This window comes from Fibrobacter sp. UWCM (assembly GCF_900129735.1).
GTDB lineage: Bacteria > Fibrobacterota > Fibrobacteria > Fibrobacterales > Fibrobacteraceae > Fibrobacter.
Window position 1 is genome coordinate 17,994 of sequence record NZ_FQWR01000009.1, and the last position, 21,844, is coordinate 39,837.

Below are 21,844 nucleotides of genomic sequence, written 5' to 3' on the forward strand. Positions count from 1 at the left end.
TCCAATTATTTTACAGATTTCGGCAAAGTCGGCGGGGTGTAGGTCATTCCCTGCCATTCCAGCATGTCGCCCTTGGGCAGGTTCACGAAGGTAGTCACCACGTATTCATCGAGCGGGGTTTCCGCCGCCTGCAGGGTCGAAACGACCTTCGTATCGCCAGAATAGAGGAGCAGTTCCTGTTCGCCGGAAGGTATATCCTTGATTCTCAAGGAGTTACAAGTCACCGTACGGACAAAGTGCGCCGTACCCTTCGCGCCCACGACCACGCTGTTCACCATGCAGTTGCTCGACTGCGTAGAATCGCGCGGGTCAATCACGAGGGCAATCGTACTGATCAGCCCGGACTGCGGGGTAAGGCTCGCCTTGCCCAGGTTGAGCGTGTCGTTATCCAGGTCCTTGATTTCGGCATACCTCGCATAGCGGCTCAGGCCCGTCATCTTCGTCTTCACGGAATCGCCGAGCCTGTATTCCACGCGGAAACTATCGTAGGGGACGCTGTCGGGCACAGGCAGCCACCAACGGCCCGTACTGTCGGTCACGGTCTGGGCCACGAACTCGGAAGAATCGCCCACGAACTCGAACCCGTAGATGTCGGTAATCGCCATGACCTCGACCCCGGCACAGGGGTGCCCCGCACCGCAGGCGACAGAACCCATTATCCTGCTGAGGTTTTCGGGCTCTTCGGGGACCTGCTTCATGAGGCTGTCCACGTCGGAGGTCGTGCTCCAGATAAACGGCCCCACATTGAGCGTATCGCCCGCCTTTGCCTCGAGGGAATCCATGCTCCACACTCGGTAGATGAGGCTATCGGCAATACCCTTGTCCTGGAGCTTCGCCACAATCTGCGGGTCGCCCGGGCAGAACCCGAACCACCACGTACCGGCTGGAATCATCATCTTGAACGAATCGCCCGCGAACACGCTCTGCGCGAACGGCATGCCGGGCATGTACACCGTGAAGTGCGACCCGACCGCCACAGCAGGACTGTCCGGCTCGGCGTAGTACATCACGCTCTCGAAGAACGCCGCCTTCTCGAGCTTGATGGTATCCAGGTCCCTGGAACCGCTAACCACGCGCGGCAGGTAAGAGATTTCCTCGGCATCCTGGTCGATAACAGCAATCTGGAACGTATCGGCAATCGCGGAATCGAATGCGAACACGCCCAGCGTATCGGTCTTGACCTCGATAAATTCAGGCACGACCGCCTTATCCTTCGCGGAATAGATCTTCGACATGCGGACGGCGGCTGCAGGCGCACGCGCGCCATCGGTGCGGGTAACGGTACCCGTCACGGCAGAGGCGGTAAGCATGTTCTCGGTATCGGTAGCGGTCCCCGAGAGTTTCTCGGTATCGGAACAAGCAAAAAACAGGGCACTACAGGCGACAGCCAAAGTCAAAGCGTACTTCATTTCGCGTCCTCCCCGTCCTTAACAGACTTGGATTCCTTCTCCTTGCTGAGAGGGAAAAACTGAACGTTCAACTCACACACCATTGTTTCACCGCTGTCGGAGCGCACAATATCCAAAACTTCCTTACGGAAAACGTCAATCTTGTTGATGATGCGTTCGAGCCCCTCGGCCGAGACACTCATCGTGGTACAAGATACATTTCTGCGCTCGGTACTGTAGTGGTCCAGGGCGCTTTTCGCAAGGTCAATCATCTGCTTCTGGAACTGGTGACCGAAAATCGGGGCGATTTCGCGCCCGCTCGATATGGTCTTGTTCACGGAGCGGTAGAAGCCGTCTTCGGCAAGGTCGATAAGCCCGAGGTCGAGCAGCAACTGGATAGCCTGCTTCGCCTGCGGGAGCGTAATCTTGGGGTTCAGGAACAGGGCAACTTCCTGAATGTTCTTTTCGTTGATATTGAGTACCGAAAGGGATTCGCGAACCGCCACGTAATACCACTTGCTGTAGTATTCCTGCTGGTTCTTGGTGAGCGTCTTGACCGTGCGGGGCAGATGCGCCGACATCTGGTCGAATATCTGCTGCTTGGACGCGGGAGTGGTCGCGTGGGTGAAATCCACCATCAGGGTGAAGTAGCGGCTCTCGCGTTCGTTCAGGCCGAGTGCGGCGATGAACTTCGGGAGCATCTGCGGGGTCAGCGACTTGCGGCCGCGGATCAGGTCGAGGTAGAGCCCCGACGAGGAATACCCGGCCTTCTTCGCGAAGGACCTGTAAGAGAAGTAGCGCTGCACGGACTTACGGTACTCATAGTAATCCTGCAGGTACTTCCTATAGTTGTAATAGGCGTAGACGTTCATTAAAAGCAAAGATAATTTATTTATTTCTTGGGAACACCCCCTTTTTTGCAAAAAGTGGCAAAATTCACCTTTTTCGAACAAAAAGAGCAAAAAAGAACACTTAGAGAACACTTTTTGCTTTTTACCTATACCCTTTCGCCAAAAATTTGGGTATATTTGGAGAACACCCAATCCCATCCCTCGGACCTTCGCTAATACTCCTAGCGAAGGTCCTTTTTGATATCCGTTCGCGCTAGACGCGGGTGCGACGTCTCCGGTATGCGCTCACTCTCGCCTCGACGGCTCGTTAATACGAGCCGCCTCCGGCTCACGGGCAATCCGCTCGCGCTACGTTGCAGGTTTCAAGACCTCCGGTTTCTCACTCGCCCCCACCTAAAGGTGGCCATGTACACTAAGGCCTAAAGGCCAAGTGTCCAAAGGTCGCCTTCACGGCCGGTTAATACCGGCCGTTCTCGGCTCACAGAGAAACGCTCAACGTTTATAGCACCGACAACAGCTTTCGGCTCACGGGAAGCTGCTCTATGTTTATTGCGCCGAAGGCGCCTTTTTATTTTTAAATTTGGGTACATGGATTTAAAGAAGAAGGCTTTAGGGTTGGGCGCGCGGGTACTGCGCATCGCAGGAATCATCCTTGTCATATACGTGAGTATGGTGTTCTACCTCGCGCTGACCGAGCGCAGGAACGCCTTCCCGCGCGCCATCACGCACAAGGAGGCCCGCGAAGCCATCGCAAGTACCGCGAAGGGCATCACCTGCACTACCGCAGACGGCACCGTTCTCGAAGGCTGGGCCATCGGGAACAGGGGCGACAAAGCCCTCCTCTACTACCCCGACGCCGACGAAGATGCGGCCCAGTTCCTCGCCGAAGTCCAGTCACTGGAAGGAACAACGCTCCTCACGTTCAACTACAGGGGCTCGGGCAACAACAAGGGCACTCCCTCGGGCGAAACCTTCGAACCCGACGCTAGCGCCATCCGGGAATGCGCCACCGAATGGGGCGGCGCCCCCGCATTTGTCGCGGGCCGCGGCACGGGAGCGATTCTCGCCGCAAAGAACACCAGCAAGGGCCAGATGCTCATTCTCATCGACCCGGTCAAGAGCATCGCAGACGCCATAAACGGAAAATACGGGAACCTTTACCCCAAATTTTTGGTACGTGCAAAAGTGGCCATGCCGGCCGACTTGTCCTATATCACGGAAAACCGCAAGGTACTCGTTTTCGACCGTGAAAAACATCGTGTCAAAAATCACGCATTTTTGAAGGATTTTGACAAACTAGACACCCTGAAGCGGGGCGAAAAAACACTCCGCAAAACGTTGTCTATCCTAACAAGTGAACAGCCGTAGGCACCCGCAAGCCCTTATTTTATGCGGGTTTCAGCCATTTAGGCCCTTCTCCATCAAACAAGTTTCCTTTGTCTAAATTTGTCAGCAAATTACAGAAAAACTATTATTTTTCCAAATAACCTTGTCTTAAAAGGGGCTTGACAAAAAGCATAAAATTATATATTAATTTACTTGTTAGGGAGCGAATTAATCATTCACAAGAGGTGTATATTATGGAAAACAAAATTACAATCAAGATGGATATCCGAGGGTTTATCCGTTTTTCCAACCAGGCCGTCAAGGACCTTAAGATCGACAAGAACCCGTACGCGGACGTCGAAATCGATACCGTGGGCAAGCGCATCGCCGTGACCCCGACCAAGACTCTCAAGACGACCTCCTTCCGCTTCATGCCCAACGGCGCAGGCTACCTGCTCTACTTCAAGGGCGCCATGAACAACACCGGTTTCCAGGTCGTTCCCGGTGCCTACACGATGGTCAAGGAAGGCAACAGGGTTGTTTTCTCCGGCAACGCTCCCGCCAAGAAGAAGGGCAGCTGGGAACTGTTCCCCTGCCGCAACTCCGTCGGCATCCCGATGCTCTCCATCGACAGCCGCGGCACCATCATTTTCGACAAGCGTTCCTGCACGGCACTCGAAACCGCGAAGAACGACACCATGGTCGCCGAGTACGACGCAAGCAAGAAGATGTTCAAGCTCACCTTCGGCAAGAAGGGCTTCATCAACGTCCGTACCATCGCAAGCCACGCGAACGCCTCGTTCATGGGCACGCTTTCTTCGCACGGCATCGCCCTTCCCACGAAGAGCTACCGTACGGAATGCAAGATTGCGGGCAAGGTCGTGACCTTCAGCGTCGCGCCGCTCATCGCCGAACAGAAGAAGGCAAAGGCTAAGTAACCCAGCAGGCTCCGTATGGTAGACGTACTCAAGGCATTCTATTCCGTTCACTACAACTTCGGCATCCTCGCCATAATCATATTGCTTGTCGGCATCTTCTTTGCAACGAAGAGGATGTGGATATTCCTTGCGATTACGGTGGCTGTCGTGCTCGTCATGAACGTTGTCCTGTACAAGATGACGGACGGAAAGTCCTGGACCATCGAGGCGGCGGTCGTGAAGAACGCCTACGGGACAGAATACAAGGCCGACCCCATGACCTTCTCCGTCCAGAAAAACTGGGTAAGCAAGGAAGGCATCGTGGTGGACCGCGGAGACACCATCCATCACTGGTGCTGGGTCGACCAGCTCTGGGAGGAATTCTCGCAGACTGACGTCATCGGAGCGCTCTGGGGCGAAAACAAGAGCAAGAAGATGATCAAGGCATCTGAATCGCACGGCGAAGGTGTCGGCGAATAAAAGCCCGCTCTAGAGATTCTCAAGAATTAGCCCGCCTTTTTCCATACGGAGGAAGGCGGGTTTCCATATCCACTCCCCAGGAGAGGCGACCACACCACCCTCGACATCCCACATGCCTGCGAGATGATGGTGACCGTGGATGCAGAAGTCGCAATTGTTGCGCTTGAGGACGGACTTGCCCCAACTCAGGTATTCTTCGAGGCGGATCTTTCGGGATTCGCCGATTTTTCGGCTATTGCGACCCACAAAACGCGCGAGCGCCATTCCCCAGTCCGGGTGAATCTGCTTGAAAAGGAAACGGTTCAGCGGGAAGTCGAGAACCCGGCGCATAATCCGGTACCCGAAATCGGATTTGGGAACGCCGTCGCCGTGATGGAAATAAACGCGCTTGCCCTGGATTTCAAGGATCAGGCTCCTGTGGACCTGCACCCCGAGCGCCTTCGGGAAGAAATCCCCGTAGGCAAAGTCGTGGTTCCCGCGCAAGATATGCACCTCGCAGCCCGCCTGGACAAGTTCACGGAGCGTGAAGAAGAGTTCCATGTGGTTCTTGTTCACGTAGTCGCTGTACTCGTACCAGAACTCGAACAGGTCGCCCACGACAACCAGGTGCGACGCCCTGCCCTTGATGGAGGCGAGGAAGTCCACGAGCATCTTCTCGCGGTCGGGCAACGCACCCGGAGGGTTTACCCCCAGGTGGGCATCGGATATGAAGTAGGCACAGGATTCCATCACGAGATGAATATAGTAATTGGGAGTTCGTAGTTATTAGTTATTAGTTGTTAGAATATGCGGGTTGCGGGAAGTTTATCGCCAAACAAAAGAATTATATTTAGGGTAATGAGTTTTTCCGTAGCAAAATCGCTGGTCTTTGCAGGTTGCGCCCTCCTTGCGGGGTGTTCGATGAGCCTCACGAAATTCGACCTGCAGGAATACCCGAAGACTATCCCGTTCTTCGAGCCCATCACGATTGCATACGGCGGGGACACGCTCTACCTCGATACGAACCTGCAGCGCGCCTACACGCGGGTAATAGACACGCTAAGCTACCCGATGGAAAGCTGCCGCGGGGTGGCGCACATCGATGCAAGCGTCTCGCAGGACGAACAGCCGAGCGCCTGGAACGTGGGTCTCGCATTCGTGCCGTTCTGGCCGATTGCCCCCGTGAAAGAAACGTGGACCTACAGGATGGACGTGCGCATTTTTTGCAACGGCTCCCTCACCTTCAAGGCGGAACTCGAAGAAAACGAACACGTGGACGCCTTCTGGTACGGCAAGTTCCGGGCCGATCTCGTGAACGATGCCTCGCAGGAGATGCACCGCAAGCTGCTGGAACGCATCCGGTACGAAACGCAACTCGGAAGGAACACCGACCTCAATTCCGCGCAGGACTTTTAGCATGCACACTCTCTATATTGTCGCGACCCCCATCGGGAACATGGAAGACATCACCTACCGCGCCGTGCGGATCCTCAAGGAAGTCCCGCTCGTGCTCGCCGAGGACACGCGACACACGCGCATCCTGTTCGACAACTACGGGATAAGCACCCCGATGGAAGCCTACCACGACTTCAACAAGGAGAAGGTGACCCCGAAGTACGTGGAATACCTGAAGAACGAGGGCGATATCGCGCTCGTGAGCGACGCGGGAACGCCGGGCGTCGCCGACCCCGCATTCAATCTGGTGCGGCAGTGCGTGCGCGAAGGTATCGACGTGCGCGCTGTTCCCGGGCCCTGCGCGATGATTACCGCGCTTGTTTCGAGCGGCATGCCCACCGACCACTTCACGTTCCAGTACTTTTCGCCCAAGAAGAGCGCCCAGCGCATCCACCTGCTCGAGAAGCTGAAGGACGAAGAGGCGACGCAGATTTTTTACGCGAGCCCGCACAACATCGACAAGTTCGTCGAGGAAATCGGCCAGGTTTTCGGCGAAATCAAGATTGCGCTGATGCGCGAACTCACCAAGAAGTTCGAGGAACACCTGATTGGCACGCCGGCCGAGATAACGGCCCACTTCAAGGCGCACCCGCCCAAGGGCGAATTCGTGCTGATATTCAACCCGAAGGACAAGAGCGGACTGTAAAAACATATGATGGACAAGATTAAGAATTTATTTAGCTCGCTCCCGAAAATTTACTGGATTTATTTCGCAGCTCTTTTTGTAGCGGAACTTGTCGCGTTCGCGCTCCGGCCCAACGAACCGGGGCTATACTCGAACCCCGTGCACTTCGCGCCGCTCGCCATCGCGCTCGGGTTCCTGTTCACGCGCGAGGCCCGCAAGAACTTCCGCCGCCACATATACACCTACGGCATATTGCAGTTTGCATTCCTCGCCCTCGACTACACCCTCGGGGATTCTACCGGAGTGGGGCATGCAGGCCTGTACCAGATAGCGACCCTCGCCCTCCCGCTGTTTATCTTCTGGCTCGTGCTATTCGCCCGCTGGAACGTTGCGCGAATCCGCGAGTTCGATTCCCGCAGGGCGCTTCTCCTGAGCGGTATCGCCTGGGGGCTGTTCGCATTCGCCTTCCCGCCTCTCCCGCTCGGGCCCGCCGCCCTCCTGCTTCTCGTGCCCTGGTTCATCGTGCTTGACCGCTACAACAGGAACACCGCAATATTCGCGACGTTCTGGTCGGGAATGATTTACAACACGGTGAACTACTACTGGATTTACAACGTGATGAACGTGGATTCCGCGCCCTCCGGCCTAATCTGCCTCGGCGTGTTCCTGCTCATCGCATTCTTCAGCGCGTACAGCGTGTTCGCCGCGTTCATCTACACGCTCGCAAAGAACATCAAGTTCGGTGGCCGCGCCTGGCTACTCGCGCTCTACCCCATATTCTATGCGGGCCTCGAGATGACGCGCACCCGCGGGGATTTCGCCTTCCCGTGGAGCCACCTCGGTTACGTTTTCGGCAACACGCTCGAATCCCTGCAGGCGCTCTCCGTCATCGGCATCTTCGGGTACACCGCACTCATCATCGCATCGAACATGATGGTCGCGAAGGCCATCGAAAGCCCGTGGACGCGCAACAGGCGCGACGTTCTCGCAAAGCTCCCGCTGGCCGTGCCCGCACTGATATACGCGGCCCTCCTGGTTCACGGGAACGTGGTGCTCAGCAGGCCCGAGGCACAGCCCTTCTACGGTGCCGACGCTCCGGAAACGCCCCTGATGGCGATGGTCCAGCCGAGCATCCAGCAGGGGGAAAAGTGGAGCAAGGCACGGTTCGATTCCATTACCGCAAAAACCTTCGGCATGGTGAACGACAGTGTAACCGCGGGGACAAACCTTATCATCCTCGCCGAGACCGCCGTTCCTGACCACATACGCAGGCAACCCGCGACAATCCGGGCGCTGCACAAGCTCGCGGAGCGCCACAATGCAGCGGTTCTCACAGGCGCGCTAGACTTCCACCGCAACGAACCGGGAAGCCCGCGCAAGTACGACATCTACAACGCGTCGTTCCTCTTCACGCCCGAAGATTCCCATTCTTACCAGCGCTACATCAAGAAGCACCTCGTGCCCTTCAGCGAGCGCATCCCCTTCGACGACATCTTCCCCATCCTCAACTACGTGGACCTGGGCGAGGGCGACTTCGTGCCCGGCAAGGAAACTCCCGTGTACGAGCCGTTCAAGTGGACGCCCTTCATCTGCTACGACGCCATCTTCGGCGACCTCGTGCGCGAGGCAATCAACGCGGGTTCGCGCCTGATGGTGAACATCACGAACGACGGCTGGTTCGGCAGGAGCACCGCCCCCTACCAGCACCTGAACCTGGTTCGCTACCGCGCCATCGAGAACGGCATGCCCACCGCAAGGCTTGCAAACAGCGGCGTCACGGCATTCATCGACCAGTACGGGCATTTCGACAAGAACACCGAAATCTTTACCGACCGCGTAGTCTCGCGCAAGATGCAGCTCAAAACCCGCGACACGCCCTACCAGCACTACGGTGACAGCGTAGAGACCGCCCTCCTGTGGTTCTTCGCGATTTACCTGCTGGCATGCTTCGGCCTTGCCCTCATCAACAGACGCCCCACGCCCGCTTGCAAAACAGCGTAAAATCTATGCACAAATGAGCAATTTTTTGCTATATTTGCCGCGATGGATTTTGGAACACGCGTAAATACCTGGTGGAGCCGCAAGTGGCTCGACACGCTCCTGGAATCGGCCGACGAGCAGGCCGTGAAGCAGGGGCTAAAGTTCGTGGAACGCGGGCAGGTAACGAGCATCGACATCATCGACAACCGCGTGATTTCCGTAGTGAAGGGCCCGAACGGCGGCGTACACAACAACTACATCGTGTTCCCCAAGTTCAAGGACGAGAAGACCGACGTGTTCATGAACCTGCTGATGCAGCAGCCCGCCGAGATGCTCGCGCTCAAGAACGGGGCAATGAACCCGCCGCTCGAACTTCTGCTCGCCAAGAGCGGGCTCACGCTTTTCGACAGCATCGCCGACGTGAAGATGGGCTGCGACTGCCGCGACCCCGTGCCCTGCAAGTACATCGTGGCGACCTTCGTGATGATTGCCGAGCAGGCCGATTCGAGCCCCAACCTACTGTTCAAGCTGCACGGGCTCGACCTGGAAGCCTACCGCGAGCACCACACGCTGGAAGCGAACCTCGAGGCCCCGCAGGAACAGAAAATCGTGCGCGCCCTGGGCGGCAAGAGCAAGATTTTTGAACAGGCGGTAGACAACCGGCTCGACTTCGCCGAGGATTCCAGCGACAGCCTGTTCGCAGGCTCGCAGGGTTCCGTTACCCGCACGCCCCGGCAGATACTGCCGCAATTCGATTTCGATTCCTGGAAGGACTATTCGCGCATACTGCCCGCAATGCTGCCCAACTACCCCAAGTTCTGCCCCGCCGGGAACTTCCGCAAGAGCTTTACCGACGAGCTGGAAGGCTGCCGCAAGTTCTTCGCGAACTACGAGAACTTTGACCAGTTCCTGGAGCACTACCGCGTAAACAACTCCAAGACGTTTATCGCCGAGAACGAGGCCCTGCGCATCTACCACAAGAACGGCTGGCGCTGGCATTTCGACCACCTGAACGAAGGCGGGAACGTCATCGAGACGGGCCTCAGCGTGCCCCAGGTGATGGGAGCCGTGAGCTGGCTCGGGGGCCGCAACCTCTCCTGGCACCACTACACGGCATGCTACCTCTTCTTGCTACTGAAGGTGGCGTTCCACCTGGTACGCACGGGCGCCATCTACCCGCAGGTTTTCTGGACGCACAAGGATGTCGCACAGGTGCGCTGGCTCCCCGCCGAAATGCTGCCCGATATCCTCGGGATTGTCGCGGACCTCGAGGCGGCCGCCCCGCAAAAGTTTGCGTTCACCGCCCGCGAAGAGGAATTCGTGGAAATGGCGGAACCCGCAGAACAGGTGCTCTCGCTGTTTATTTCGCAGCTGCTGCGGTTCGCACACACGTACAAGCCCGCGCTCAAGACAAACCACGGGAACCTGCTATCGTTCTTCTTCACGTGCGTCTCGGGCAGGCTCGCAGGCAACATGCTCTCCGTACCGGCGGGCATCCAGAAGTGGTTCTCCGTCTATTCGAGCCTCGATTTCCGCACGCAACTGCTATTCAAGTGCTACGAGAGCGGCGAGCAGGTCGCACTCGAAGTTTTCGTCATCGATACGGACAAACTCACACCCCTTTCTACTTTATTCGAAGAGAACGACGCTCGCCTGCTTTCGATCCTGAACATTCTGAACGGTATCGCGGATTCGTTCAAGCCGATGGGCACCTACATCGAGAACCGTGCGGCCTCCCCCATCATGATGCAGGGAGCCGTACTGCTCCAGTTTTTGCAGGATTGCCTCAAGAAACTCGAGATTTTCGGCATCAAGACTGAAATTCCGAAGAACCTGATGAACGTGGGCAAGCCCAAGCCCAAGATTCGCCTGCAGGGCAGCATGAGTTTTGGCGCGTTTACCGCGAACGACCTGCTCGATTTTGACTGGGAAGTGGCGATTGGCGACGAGAACGTGTCGGCGGAAGAATTCCTGGAACTTGCCGAGAATGCGGACGGCCTGCTGAAATACAAGTCACAGTATGTGGAGGTGAGCGCCGAGGACCTGCAACGCATCCGCGAACAGATTGAAGGCCGCGCGAAAGGTACGAAAGACCCCGATGCGGGTGCGGAAGGCGCCGCGGGTAAGGACGGCGCGGGTTCCGCCGCAGGTGATGAAAGCGCGAACGGCGAAGGCACAGACGACGAACCGGTCATCACGCAGGCGAAACTCGTGCAAGCGTGCTTCACCGGCGAATGCGACGGCATCCCGGTCGACATGGCGGGCGAATTCAAGCAGCAGTTCGATTCCTGGCGCAGCGAAACCGAAGTCGCCCTCCCCGAACACCTGAACGCGACCATGCGCCCCTACCAGGTGCGCGGCTACTCGTGGATGTACAAGAATCTCGAAATCGGTTTCGGTTGCATCCTTGCCGACGACATGGGCCTCGGAAAGACCCTCCAGGTCATCGCGTTCCTCCTCAAGATGCACGAAGAAGGCAAGCTCGCCGAAAAGAAGGCGCTCGTAGTATTGCCCGCGGGCCTACTGTGCAACTGGCAGGTCGAAATCAAGAAATTCGCGCCCGACCTCACGTTCTTCGCCTACCACGGCGGGAGCCGCGACCTCGAGAAATTCCACGCCGACGTGTTGCTCACCACCTACGCCACGTTCCGCAAGGACTTTGACGAACTGAACGAACGTGAATGGCAGGTAATCGTCATCGACGAAGCGCAGAACATCAAGAACGCCGACAGCGAGCAGAGCAGGCTATTGCGCCGCATGCGCGCCCCCATGAAAATCGCGATGAGCGGCACCCCCGTCGAGAACCGACTCATGGAATTCTGGACCATCATGGATTTTGCGAACCGCGGGTTCTTCCCGAACGCCGCCGAATTCCGCGAAAAGTTCGAGACGCCCATCCAAAAAATGGGCAACGAGAAGGTGGCAGAAACGTTCCGCAAGATTACGGCACCCTTCATGCTGCGCCGCCTCAAGACAGACAAGAGCATCATCAGCGACTTGCCCGACAAGATTATCCAGGACGAATACGCCGAACTCACCAAGCCGCAGGCAGCTCTGTACCAAAAGACACTCGAGCACTTTATGCAGGAACTCGAGATGGAACAAGCGCTGAGCGAGAAGGCGAACGACGCGCACGCGCTATTCAAGCGCAAGGGAATCATATTGCAGATGATTCTCGCCTTGAAGCAAATCTGCAACCACCCCGCGACATTCCTGAAGGGAGCCGCAGCCGCACCGCAGGAGAAGGTCGCTGAGCCCGCCGAAGCGACGCCGGCCCTTACCTCCGGCAAGATGCAGATGCTCCTCGACCTGCTCACCTCCATCCAGGAACAGGGCGAAAAGACGCTCATCTTCACGCAGTTCGCCGAAATGGGATTCCTGCTCGAAAAGACAATCACGGAAGAACTCGGGCTCCGCACGCACTTCTACCACGGCGGATGCACGCAGACGCAGCGCACCTCCATGATCGAGGACTTCCAGAAGAACCCCGAATGCAAGGTGCTCATCCTCTCGCTCAAGGCGGGCGGAACGGGCCTCAACCTCACCGCCGCATCGCAGGTCATCCATTACGACTTGTGGTGGAACCCCGCCATCGAAGCGCAGGCCACCGACCGCGCCTTCCGTATCGGGCAGACGCGCAACGTGCAGGTCCACAGGTTCATCACCAAGGGAACGTTCGAAGAAAAAATCAACGCGCTTCTCGAGACAAAGAAATCCATCGCGAACATGACCGTGAGCGCGGGCGAAACCTGGCTCGCCGACATGGACGACAAGCAGCTCGGCGAAGTCTTCGGGCTCGACAACACCCTCGTATAGCAAGATTTCTGCGCAAACTAATCACAGAAAAAGGCCGCCGGAGCGGCTTTTAGTGTCAGCTACCCATTACACTGTAGTTCGACAATAAAAAAAGTACAAGTGCATTTTTTTTGCGGCCAAACCTTGCAAGTATTTGTCCTCAATTAAATTTCCCTCAGAATCGTATGGAAAAAGGGTGGAACCTTCTTTTTTTAGACTCCAATTCAATGTCTATATCGTTTAAAAGCTTTGCGAAGTCTTTCATCAGGTAGCGAATCTAAAAGAAAAAGTACCTTCCTATTATGAAATTCTTCATAATTCTTTTTTATTAGACCACCGCGAGTCATGCTTATAGATCCTAAATACTTATCATTTTTTGTGTAACAATCTACCAAGAATCTGTAATCATTAAAATCATCTTCTTTTTCCTTAAAAAGAACATCATTTGGCTTTTCAAAAAGACTGTAATAAATAGATTCTTCTGTTACGTCATACCTCATTATAAAGCCCCCTTCTCTCAAATTTCTTGTTTCTGTCTGATGAGAGCCCATTAAATTTGGATTAAAAACATATACTAAGCAGTAACTCGCATATACTCTTTCGTCCTTTTTTTCCGTAACAATTTCATCATCCTTTGAACATCCTAGAAAAACAACAACATACAATATCAAAAAAAACTGATAAATTCTCATATTATTCTCCTTGATGATATTGTGCAGTGTCACTGACATAGAAGCCTTTTCCAGACCAACGTGCGCCGAAATAGTCCAGGGCATTTTGTTCATGTTGCGCCATACCTCTCCAATCATAGTAATTCAATACGTAGCCATCGTTTCACCAAAAGGACCGAAATAGACGTTGCCGACATTAAAATAATATGATTTAGATTCAAAACCATTCAAAAAATCTTTATATTGCCCTCCTTCATACTTGACGACTCCAATTACACCGTCAATGCCATAATGATATATATCTAATTGAACAGTGTCTTTATATATTCTTTTTGATTGTTCTTCAAGAAACAAGGCATCTTCAGGTGATATACAAGAATGGCAATTCGCTGTTGTGGAAACATAGAAATAACCTGACCCCCAAACACTTTTTATTGGAGATCTTTCAAACTTTATATAAGCAAATATAAAGAGAAATATTAAAAATAATACTATAAAAATTTTCTTTCCAAATTTCAGCATCTTTAACCTTATTTCTGTATTCTAGGAATAGTTATCAAATTATTCTGAAAATTATGTCTCTTGTTTCCATTATATTTCCTTATTACTGGTTGGAGCTTTTCTATCCAATCATAGGAAATTTCAAGTTTATCCGTTTTAGGCCCGTCGCGCTAGACCAGTTTTTTTGCAACGAAAACGACGTTTTCAGGCTCTTTTTAACATTTGCTTAACCAAATAAGCAATTTTTGTATAAAACTGCTTGTTTTATTAAGCAAAATAACGTATATTTAAACAAAAACAGCAATCAGAGGTCCGGCTTATGGAACAGTTGCAAGCCCAACATTTACGTATGCTTTCCCGACTCGACATGCCCAACCAGCGAAGCCTGATGTCGAAAATCAACTGGGAATCGCGTCTGATTGCCATACGCGGGGCACGCGGTGTCGGCAAGACCACCCTGCTCCTGCAGCATATCAAGAGCGAATACGGAATCGCGCCCGAAGCCTGCCTTTACGCAAGCCTGGACCACATCTACTTTGCCCGTCACACGCTTCTTGATTTGGCGGATGAATTCTACAAGCGTGGCGGGAAATGCCTGTGTCTGGACGAGGTCCACAAGTACGATGGCTGGAGCCGTGAAATCAAGAACATCTACGACGGGTTTCCCGACCTGAAAGTCGTGTTCACGGGTTCTTCTCTTCTGAACATCCTGAACGCCGAGGCGGACCTTTCGCGCCGCTGCGTGAGTTACGACATGCAGGGGCTGTCGTTCCGCGAATACCTGCTTTTTAAGGAAGGAATCTCGCTACCGGTTATCCCGTTAGAAGATATCCTGCAAAATCCGCTAGACGCGTCCACGGCGGTTGTCAGCGCCTGCAAGCCGCTCAAGTACTTCAAGCCCTACCTAAAGGAGGGCTACTACCCCTTTTTTCTGGAAAAGAACATCGACTACCTGACGCAGGTTCAAAAAGTGGTGAATCTGATTCTGGAAATCGAGTTGCCGCAACTGAGTGGCGTCGATATCGCAAACGTGCGGAAACTCCGCAGCCTGCTTGCGGTCTTGAGTTCCGGGGCCCCATTTGTCGTCGACATCAGCAAGATGGCGCAGACGGCGGAACTGAACCGCAACACCATCGTGAATTACCTTTCTCACCTCGGCAGGGCGAAGTTAATTAACCTGCTGTATAGCGACACGCAGAACATCAAGCGGATGCAGAAGCCCGACAAGATTTACATGGAAAACTGCAACCTGCTGCACGCGCTGTCGCTTATGCAAGTCGAAGTCGGGACGGAACGCGAGACATTCTTTGCCAACCAGCTCTCGTACCAGCATACGCTGGAATACGCCAAACGGGGGGACTTTTGCATCGATCGCAAGTGGACTATCGAGGTGGGCGGGCAAAGCAAGGACGGGAAACAGATTGCCGGAGTCACGAACGCGTTTATCGCTTCGGACGATATCGAGTATGCCCTGGGCAACAAAATCCCGCTCTGGCTTTTCGGCTTCTTGTATTAGCTCTGAAAAAGGCCGCCGGGGCAACCTTCTTATTAAAACTTAATCTATTTTGATTTCACTTTTTCTTTGATGAAAAAAAAGTGTAAATCCCCGCTAGGTTCATTTTCTCTTTGTACTATATTGGTCCCATTCACACAAAAAACTTGCGTTTCTTCAATCATCCAATTTCCAGGGAATTTTTTCGTAAGCCATTCCTTATATTTCTCGCGAAACGGAACCAACTTGTACACAAAATAACACAGAGAATCACAAATTTTAGGATTTTCTTGGAGATTCCCGTCTGTTATAGGACAGTAATATCGATCAACGAGACCTAATCGATAATGGATCGAATCACCCTCATCTCGTTTAAATTTTTCGATATACTTTAAAACAGAATCGGCATCTACATAGTCAGGGCAATACACGCCATTTACAACTTTATATTCAAGTTTTTTGTTATTCTTTTCACCTTGTCCAAAAGCAAGGCAAAAAGAAGAAAGCAACAATAAAAAAAGCAACTTTTTATTCATTAGAATAGAATTCCATTTTTTATGTTGTAACAAGCCGTAGAATTATTCACATCAATCCACGCATTTTTCCATATAGGAAAGCCATCTATTTCTGCATTGTAATAATAGTCATAATCAACAAGAACAAAATTTAAAGAATCTATTTCTGCAACTTCAGCCTTTGAATTCCATTTTTCTATACAATAACTAAAGGCATCCTCTGAAATACTACGCACAACATAAACAAAAGAATCTTCTTCAACACTGCAATAGTTTGAATTATCACAATGATTTTTTCGTCCAGATGTATTAAAGATCTTTTTCGCAATATCTTTATCTAACCGGCAAGGATAAGGAACAGGGACGTCGCTATCCGAACAAAGAGGGCTTTGACTCTGTTTTGGATGAGTAAAACAAGAACAGAGAATCAAGCATAGTGAAAGAATTAAATGCTTTGAAATCCTCATATAACTGACGACATTCATTAAGAAAGGCTTGCTTTCTATTCGGCCCAGTGGTTTCCGTTGTAGTTCTTGGCGGTGTCAGCGTCCATGCCGATTTGGCGCACGAGGTCTTCCATGCTGGCGAACTTCTGTTCCGGGCGCAAATAGGCCATCAGGTCAAGCACCATGTGCTGCCCGTAGATATCCTCGCTAAAGTCGAGAAGGTAGGCCTCGATAGCCATCTGGTGGGGCCCGGGCGCAGAGGGTTGCACGCCGATATTCACCACGGCGCGGCAAATGCGGCCATCCGCAAGCCTCGCGGACGCCACGTACACGCCGGTTTTCGGCAGGAACTTGTACTGTTCCACCTGCAAATTCGCGGTCGGGAACCCGATGGTATGCCCGAGGCGCTTGCCTACGACTACGGTTCCGGAGAGGCGGTAGGGGCGCCCGAGGTATGTCTGCGCGCGGGAAACGTCACCGTTCAATAGCGCGTTGCGCACGGCGGAAGAACTCACGCGTTCGCCCTTGTGCAGCACAATGGAAAGCATCTGCGTGCTGAGTTCCGGAAACGCGGCGGTAATCGTCTCGTAGTTGCCCTTGCCGCCCGCGCCAAAGCAGTGGTCGTGCCCGAAGAACATGGAGCACACACCGCGCTTCTCGATGAGTTCCTTACGGACAAATTCATCGAACGGGAGTCTTGCGACTTCGGGCGTAAACGGCAATACCAAAAAGTCGAGCCCGAGACTTTCGATGAACTCGCGCTTTTCTTCGGTGGTGGTGAGGAGCAGCGGGTCGCCGGGGCCGCGCAACACGTAGTTGGAATGGGGTTCGAAGGTGATGACGGTCGGAGTCCAGCCGTTGACCTCGGCGACGGCCTTCAGGGTGCGGAAAAGCGCCTGGTGCCCCAGGTGGCACCCGTCAAAATTACCCATCGTCACGGCTCTTTTCTGTTTCTCGTTCACCGACATTCGTTCCCTACCTTGTCATCCCCGCGAAGGCGGGGATCTTCCTTACTCATCTTCCCCTAGATATATCTTCGGGCAGATTCGGCCCGGTTCGTAGCGGCACACGCTCAGCACGTTGCCGCTTGCATCGGCGGCGAACACGAGCCTTTCGCAATCGTCACCGCGGCCCTGCTGCTTTTCGGCGCCTTCCACAGGCTCATGCCACGGGACCCAATTGCCCTTGCGGATAACCGCCATCTGGTCTGCATCGAGTTTCACGACCGGGAAGTCAAGCACCTGCTCCACAGACTTGAGGTGTTCGCGCGTCAGGTCTTCCCCGCGCACGGCGGATTCCACGGAAACCTTCCCTATGCGGTGGCGGCGAATCTGCGAGACGCACCCGCAGGTCCCGAGCACACGCGCAATGTCGCGCCCGAGCGCACGCACGTAGGTTCCCTTGCTGCAAACGCACTCGATATCGAACGTCGCAAATTCCTTGCCGGAGCAGCCTTCGGTTATGCCGCCCTCGCCCACGACCTTGAGTGATTCGATGTGGATGCGGCGCGGCTTCATCTCGAAATCCTTCCCGCGCTCGGCCCAGTCGCTCGCGCGGCGGCCGTCAATCTTCACGGCGCAATAGCGGGGCGGAACCTGGTCGATGTCGCCCGTGAACTGCGGGAGGACTGCTTCCAAATCTTCACGAGTTAAACCGCCCTGGATCCTTCGACTACGCTGCGCTTCGCTCAGGATGACACTTTCATCATTCTCCTCTCCAGCTCCAGGATGACTGTAGGCACCCTGCTCCACGACATCGCCATCCCATTCGAGGGTGTCGGTCTCGTAGCCCAGATGCAGGCGGAACGTGTAGCACTTGTCCTTCGCCTCCACGTAAGGCAACAGGCGCGTCGCACGCCCGGTGGCAGCGATAATCAGGCCCGACGCCCGCAAGTCGAGCGTCCCGGCATGCCCAACACGCTTAGTACAAAAGACCCTTTTCAACGGGAAAAGGGCCTTGAACGATGTTTCGCCGGCAGCTTTGTCCAGCAGGATGAATCCCGAAGGAGCCAACTAGAGTTCCCCTTTCTGCTTCAGCTCGGCGAGGATTTCCTCGATGTGCATCGCATGTTCCAGGTTCTCGTCCAGCACGAACTTCAGTTCGGGAATCTTGCGAATCTTGAGCGACTTGCCCAGCACGCCGCGGATAAAGCCCGCGGAATTGTTGAGGCCAATCAGGGAATCGGTCTTTTCCTTGTCGGTACCCATGACGGACACGAGAATCTTCGCATAGCTCAGGTCCTCGGTAATTGTCACGCGGGTAATGCTCGCAAGGCTGCTCACGCGAGGATCCTTCAAGCCTTTCTGCAAAAGCTTTCCGATTTCCTCGCGGAACTGTTCGCCCAGTCTGTCTGTTCTGCGACTCATTAGGCGTCCTTTTCCTCGGCGGCCTTCTTGGCCTTCTCTTCGGCTTCTTCGCGGGCGACATCTTCAAGCGTACGTGCAACCTTGACTTCCTTGAAGAAGATGAGGCTGTCGCCTTCCTTGATATCGTCGTAGCCCTTGAGGCCGATACCGCACTCGAAGCCACGAGCGACAGACTTGACGTCGTCCTTCATGCGCTTGAGCGACTGGACCACGGTCGTACCGAGTTCCACGCCGTTGCGGTACACGCGAACGTGAGAGGTGCGGTCCACTTCGCCGTCGGTAACCATACAGCCGGCGATGAGGCCAATCTTCGGAATCTTGAACACCTGGCGGATTTCGGCTTCGCCCGAAAGTTCCTCGCGCATAATCGGCTTGAGGAGGCCTTCCACGGCGTTCTTGATATCCTCGATGCAGTCGTAAATCACGCGGTAGTTGCGGATTTCGATGCCTTCCTTCTGCGCCATCTCGCGGATAGAAAGCGAGGGCATCAGGTGGAACGAGACGATAATGGCAGATGCGGTCGTCGCAAGCAGGATATCGGATTCCGTAATGGTACCCACACCCTTGCGGATGATGTTGACGCGCACTTCCCTGTTGGTAAGTTTTTCGAGGGATGCGGCAAGAGCTTCGGCAGAACCACCCACGTCGGCCTTGACGATGAGGTTGAGTTCGGAGAGCTTGCCTTCCTTCTTGTCATTGAAGGAGTTCTCGAGAGAAACAGTCTTGCGGGCGCGCAGGTCGCGTTCGCGAGCGGCCATGCGGCGCTTGCTCGCGATCTCACGTGCCGTCTTTTCATCGTCGACCACGATGAGGTCGTCACCGGCCTGCGGAGTACCGTCGAAGCCGAGCACCTGGCACGGGCTGGAAGGCGGCACAGCCTTGAGCTGCTCGCCACGTTCGTTGAACATGGCGCGCACGCGACCGGCGTAGATACCACACACGAACGGGTCACCCACATGGAGCGTACCGTTCTGCACAAGGATCGTAGCCATGGAGCCCTTGCCCACGTCGAGCTTGGATTCCACGACGGCGCCACGGGCGTGAGCGTCCGGGTTCGCCTTGAGTTCCTGAACTTCGGCTTCGAGCGCGAGCGTTTCCAGGAGCTGGTCCATGCCCTGGCCCGTACGGGCAGAGACTTCCACACAGCTCGTGGTACCGCCCCACTGTTCCACTTCCACGCCGCGTTCGGCGAGCTGGGCGCGGATCTTGTCGGGGTTCGCCGTCGGAAGGTCAATCTTCGTGATGGCGACAACCATCGGGACCTTCTCGCGCTTTGCAAGATCAATACATTCTACCGTCTGGGGCATCACCATGGAGTCGGCAGCCACGACGAGCACGATCACGTCGGTCACCTGGGAACCGCGGGCACGCATGGCGCTGAACGCCTCGTGACCCGGAGTATCGAGGAAGGTCACCTTGCCCTGTGCCGTCGTTACTTCGTATGCACCGATGTGCTGGGTAATGCCACCCGATTCGCCAGAAACCACGTGGGTCTTGCGGATCCAGTCGAGGAGAGAGGTCTTACCGTGGTCCACGTGGCCCATCACGGTCACCACCGGATGGCGCGGCTTCAGGTTTTCCTGGGATTCCTCTTCCACGCCGAGAGCTTCCTCTTCGTATTCTTCCATGAGCTGGGCCTCGTAGCCGAACTCGTCTGCAAGAATCTGGATGGTCTCGAAATCGAGGCGGGCGTTGATGGTCACCATCATGCCCATCTCCATGCACTTCGCAATCACGCGGGCGGGCATCTGGTCCATAAGGCCGGCGAGTTCGCCCACGGTAATGAAGTCGGAGGTCTTGAGAATCTTCTTCTCTTCGCCGGAATCGTTGTCGTTGTGTTCCTTGCGATAAACTTTCTTGACAGGCTTCTTGGAAAGGTCGGCCATCACGCGCGAGACGTTCTGGCGTACCATTTCCTGCTGCTGTTCTTTCTGCTGTTCCTGGCGGTCACGGCTGTTGCCACGGCGGTTCTTGTCGTTGCCGTGACGGCCATTCTGGCCCTTGCCCTGAGCGTTGCCGCCCTTGCCGGCATTCTGCGCGCCCATCCCGGATGCGCTCGCGTTGAACGCCTCCTGCATGGAGCCACTGGAGAACCCGCCGTTACGGCCGGTGTAGCCACCGCGGGAACTGCTTGCGCCACCCTGTCCGGGCCTGCGCTGGCCATTGCGGTTGTCGCCCGAACCGCTGCTACGCGGGCCGAACGAGCCGGTGTAACCCTGGGCATTGCTCGGGCCACGTCCACCGGGGCCGGGGCGACGGTTGCCACCCGGACCGCGGCCGCCCTGCTGTTGCTGCTGGCTCTTCGCGATACGCGCGAGGATTGCGGCATCGGGCTTGAACACCTGGGCCTTCATCGGGGGCTGCTTGAGTTCGGTATTCGCCGTCATCATCGTCGGCGCTGCCGGTGCGGGTGCCGGAGCCGGAGCTGCAACAGGCTTTTCGGGAGCAGCGGCGGGTTTTTCGGCAGCCGGGGCCTGCGGCTTCGGAGCCTCAGGCGCGGCAGACGCAGGAGCGGGAGCGGGCTTCGGAGCGGCAGGCGCTTCGGCCTTGGCGGGCTCGACCTTCGGGGCCTCGGCGGGAACCGCGGGGGCAGCCGGAGCGGCCGGTGCGGGAGCGGCCGGCTTTGCCGGGGCTTCGGCAGCGGGCGCTTCGACAGCGGCAGGCTTTGCCGCAGCCTTCGGCGCAGCGGGCTTGGCCGTCGCCTTCCTAGTCGTGGTCGCCTTCTTGAGGCTAATCTTCACGCCGTCCTTCGTCGTCGACGTAGTCGTCGACGTAGTCGTCGACTTCTTCTTTTCGGTAGAAGATTCCGCATCGGAAGATGTGTTCTTCTTCAGGTTCTTGGTGCGGGCTTCCTGCTTCTTCTTTTCATCGGCGACGGCCGCTTCGATCTTTTCGAATTCCGAAGCGTTCACCTTCGACACCTGCGTCAACACCTTGACGCCGTTGTCGCGCAACAGTTTCACGACGAAGTCACTCTTGACTCCGTGTTCCTTAGCCCAATCGACCGGTTTAATCTGTTCTTCAATACTCATTAATTAGCCTGTTTATTGATCCCGT

The 21,844-nt window shown here is 55.1% G+C and carries 19 protein-coding genes; 8 read left to right on the plus strand and 11 right to left on the minus strand.

From position 1 onward, the window contains the following. Positions 1–5: 5 nt before the first annotated feature. Positions 6–1,409 (minus strand): hypothetical protein, encoded by a 1,404-nt coding sequence (locus BUB22_RS07605; RefSeq protein WP_073114607.1) that lies wholly within the window; start codon positions 1,407–1,409, stop codon positions 6–8. After that, positions 1,406–2,260, minus strand: a complete 855-nt coding sequence (locus BUB22_RS07610; RefSeq protein ID WP_073114608.1) for a TIGR02147 family protein — start codon at positions 2,258–2,260, stop codon at positions 1,406–1,408. Before BUB22_RS07610 ends, BUB22_RS07605 begins: the two co-directional genes overlap by 4 nt. Before the next feature lie 567 nt (positions 2,261–2,827). Here BUB22_RS07610 and BUB22_RS07615 point away from each other — a divergent pair. The 3 genes from BUB22_RS07615 to BUB22_RS07625 all read left to right on the plus strand — a co-directional run bounded on the left by BUB22_RS07615 (position 2,828) and on the right by BUB22_RS07625 (position 4,962). Next, positions 2,828–3,607, plus strand: a complete 780-nt coding sequence (locus BUB22_RS07615; RefSeq protein ID WP_072808343.1) for an alpha/beta hydrolase family protein — start codon at positions 2,828–2,830, stop codon at positions 3,605–3,607. A 212-nt stretch (positions 3,608–3,819) separates the two neighbouring features. Beyond that, on the plus strand, positions 3,820–4,503 hold the full coding sequence (locus BUB22_RS07620) for a hypothetical protein (protein ID WP_072808345.1): 684 nt from the start codon (positions 3,820–3,822) through the stop codon (positions 4,501–4,503). Positions 4,504–4,518: 15 nt separating this feature from the next. Next, positions 4,519–4,962: a hypothetical protein gene (locus tag BUB22_RS07625; protein WP_073114609.1), complete on the plus strand. Its 444-nt coding sequence runs from the start codon at positions 4,519–4,521 to the stop codon at positions 4,960–4,962. Positions 4,963–4,971: 9 nt separating this feature from the next. Here BUB22_RS07625 and BUB22_RS07630 read toward each other — a convergent pair whose 3' ends face one another. Next, positions 4,972–5,691, minus strand: a complete 720-nt coding sequence (locus BUB22_RS07630) for a UDP-2,3-diacylglucosamine diphosphatase (protein ID WP_073114610.1) — start codon at positions 5,689–5,691, stop codon at positions 4,972–4,974. Positions 5,692–5,799: 108 nt separating this feature from the next. On the opposite strand from BUB22_RS07630, the gene BUB22_RS07635 reads away from it, so the two are divergent. The 4 genes from BUB22_RS07635 to BUB22_RS07650 are packed head-to-tail and all read left to right on the plus strand — an operon-like array spanning position 5,800 to position 12,817. Next, positions 5,800–6,357 carry a hypothetical protein gene (locus tag BUB22_RS07635; RefSeq protein ID WP_073114611.1) on the plus strand — a complete coding sequence of 186 codons (558 nt, stop codon included), beginning with the start codon at positions 5,800–5,802 and terminating at the stop codon, positions 6,355–6,357. Between the two features lies 1 nt (position 6,358). Further along, positions 6,359–7,042 (plus strand): 16S rRNA (cytidine(1402)-2'-O)-methyltransferase, encoded by a 684-nt coding sequence (gene rsmI / locus BUB22_RS07640; RefSeq protein ID WP_073114612.1) that lies wholly within the window; start codon positions 6,359–6,361, stop codon positions 7,040–7,042. Between the two features lie 6 nt (positions 7,043–7,048). Further along, positions 7,049–9,022 carry an apolipoprotein N-acyltransferase gene (lnt, locus tag BUB22_RS07645; protein WP_254794676.1) on the plus strand — a complete coding sequence of 658 codons (1,974 nt, stop codon included), beginning with the start codon at positions 7,049–7,051 and terminating at the stop codon, positions 9,020–9,022. 42 nt (positions 9,023–9,064) lie between these two features. Continuing rightward, positions 9,065–12,817 (plus strand): SNF2-related protein, encoded by a 3,753-nt coding sequence (locus tag BUB22_RS07650; RefSeq protein WP_073114613.1) that lies wholly within the window; start codon positions 9,065–9,067, stop codon positions 12,815–12,817. 203 nt (positions 12,818–13,020) lie between these two features. Here BUB22_RS07650 and BUB22_RS07655 read toward each other — a convergent pair whose 3' ends face one another. After that, complete coding sequence (locus BUB22_RS07655) at positions 13,021–13,488, minus strand: hypothetical protein (RefSeq protein WP_139258842.1); 468 nt, start codon at positions 13,486–13,488, stop codon at positions 13,021–13,023. Positions 13,489–13,611: 123 nt separating this feature from the next. Next, on the minus strand, positions 13,612–13,989 hold the full coding sequence (locus BUB22_RS07660) for a hypothetical protein (protein ID WP_073114615.1): 378 nt from the start codon (positions 13,987–13,989) through the stop codon (positions 13,612–13,614). Positions 13,990–14,287: 298 nt separating this feature from the next. Here BUB22_RS07660 and BUB22_RS07665 point away from each other — a divergent pair, with 298 nt between their 5' ends. Then, positions 14,288–15,484, plus strand: a complete 1,197-nt coding sequence (locus tag BUB22_RS07665; protein ID WP_073114616.1) for an ATP-binding protein — start codon at positions 14,288–14,290, stop codon at positions 15,482–15,484. A gap of 44 nt (positions 15,485–15,528) precedes the next feature. On the opposite strand, the gene BUB22_RS07670 is transcribed toward BUB22_RS07665, so the two are convergent. The 6 genes from BUB22_RS07670 to infB are packed head-to-tail and all read right to left on the minus strand — an operon-like array spanning position 15,529 to position 21,819. Continuing rightward, complete coding sequence (locus BUB22_RS07670) at positions 15,529–15,996, minus strand: hypothetical protein (RefSeq protein ID WP_073114617.1); 468 nt, start codon at positions 15,994–15,996, stop codon at positions 15,529–15,531. After that, positions 15,996–16,460 carry a hypothetical protein gene (locus BUB22_RS16340; protein WP_139258844.1) on the minus strand — a complete coding sequence of 155 codons (465 nt, stop codon included), beginning with the start codon at positions 16,458–16,460 and terminating at the stop codon, positions 15,996–15,998. Before BUB22_RS16340 ends, BUB22_RS07670 begins: the two co-directional genes overlap by 1 nt. 17 nt (positions 16,461–16,477) lie before the next feature. Beyond that, positions 16,478–17,389 (minus strand): riboflavin biosynthesis protein RibF, encoded by a 912-nt coding sequence (ribF, locus tag BUB22_RS07675; RefSeq protein ID WP_073114618.1) that lies wholly within the window; start codon positions 17,387–17,389, stop codon positions 16,478–16,480. Positions 17,390–17,431: 42 nt separating this feature from the next. Further along, on the minus strand, positions 17,432–18,433 hold the full coding sequence (locus tag BUB22_RS07680; RefSeq protein ID WP_073114619.1) for a tRNA pseudouridine synthase B: 1,002 nt from the start codon (positions 18,431–18,433) through the stop codon (positions 17,432–17,434). Further along, a complete protein-coding gene (gene rbfA, locus BUB22_RS07685) occupies positions 18,434–18,787 on the minus strand; it encodes a 30S ribosome-binding factor RbfA (protein ID WP_072808365.1) in 354 nt (117 codons plus the stop codon). Then, a complete protein-coding gene (gene infB, locus BUB22_RS07690; protein WP_073114620.1) occupies positions 18,787–21,819 on the minus strand; it encodes a translation initiation factor IF-2 in 3,033 nt (1,010 codons plus the stop codon). Before infB ends, rbfA begins: the two co-directional genes overlap by 1 nt. Between the last annotated feature and the right edge of the window lie 25 nt (positions 21,820–21,844).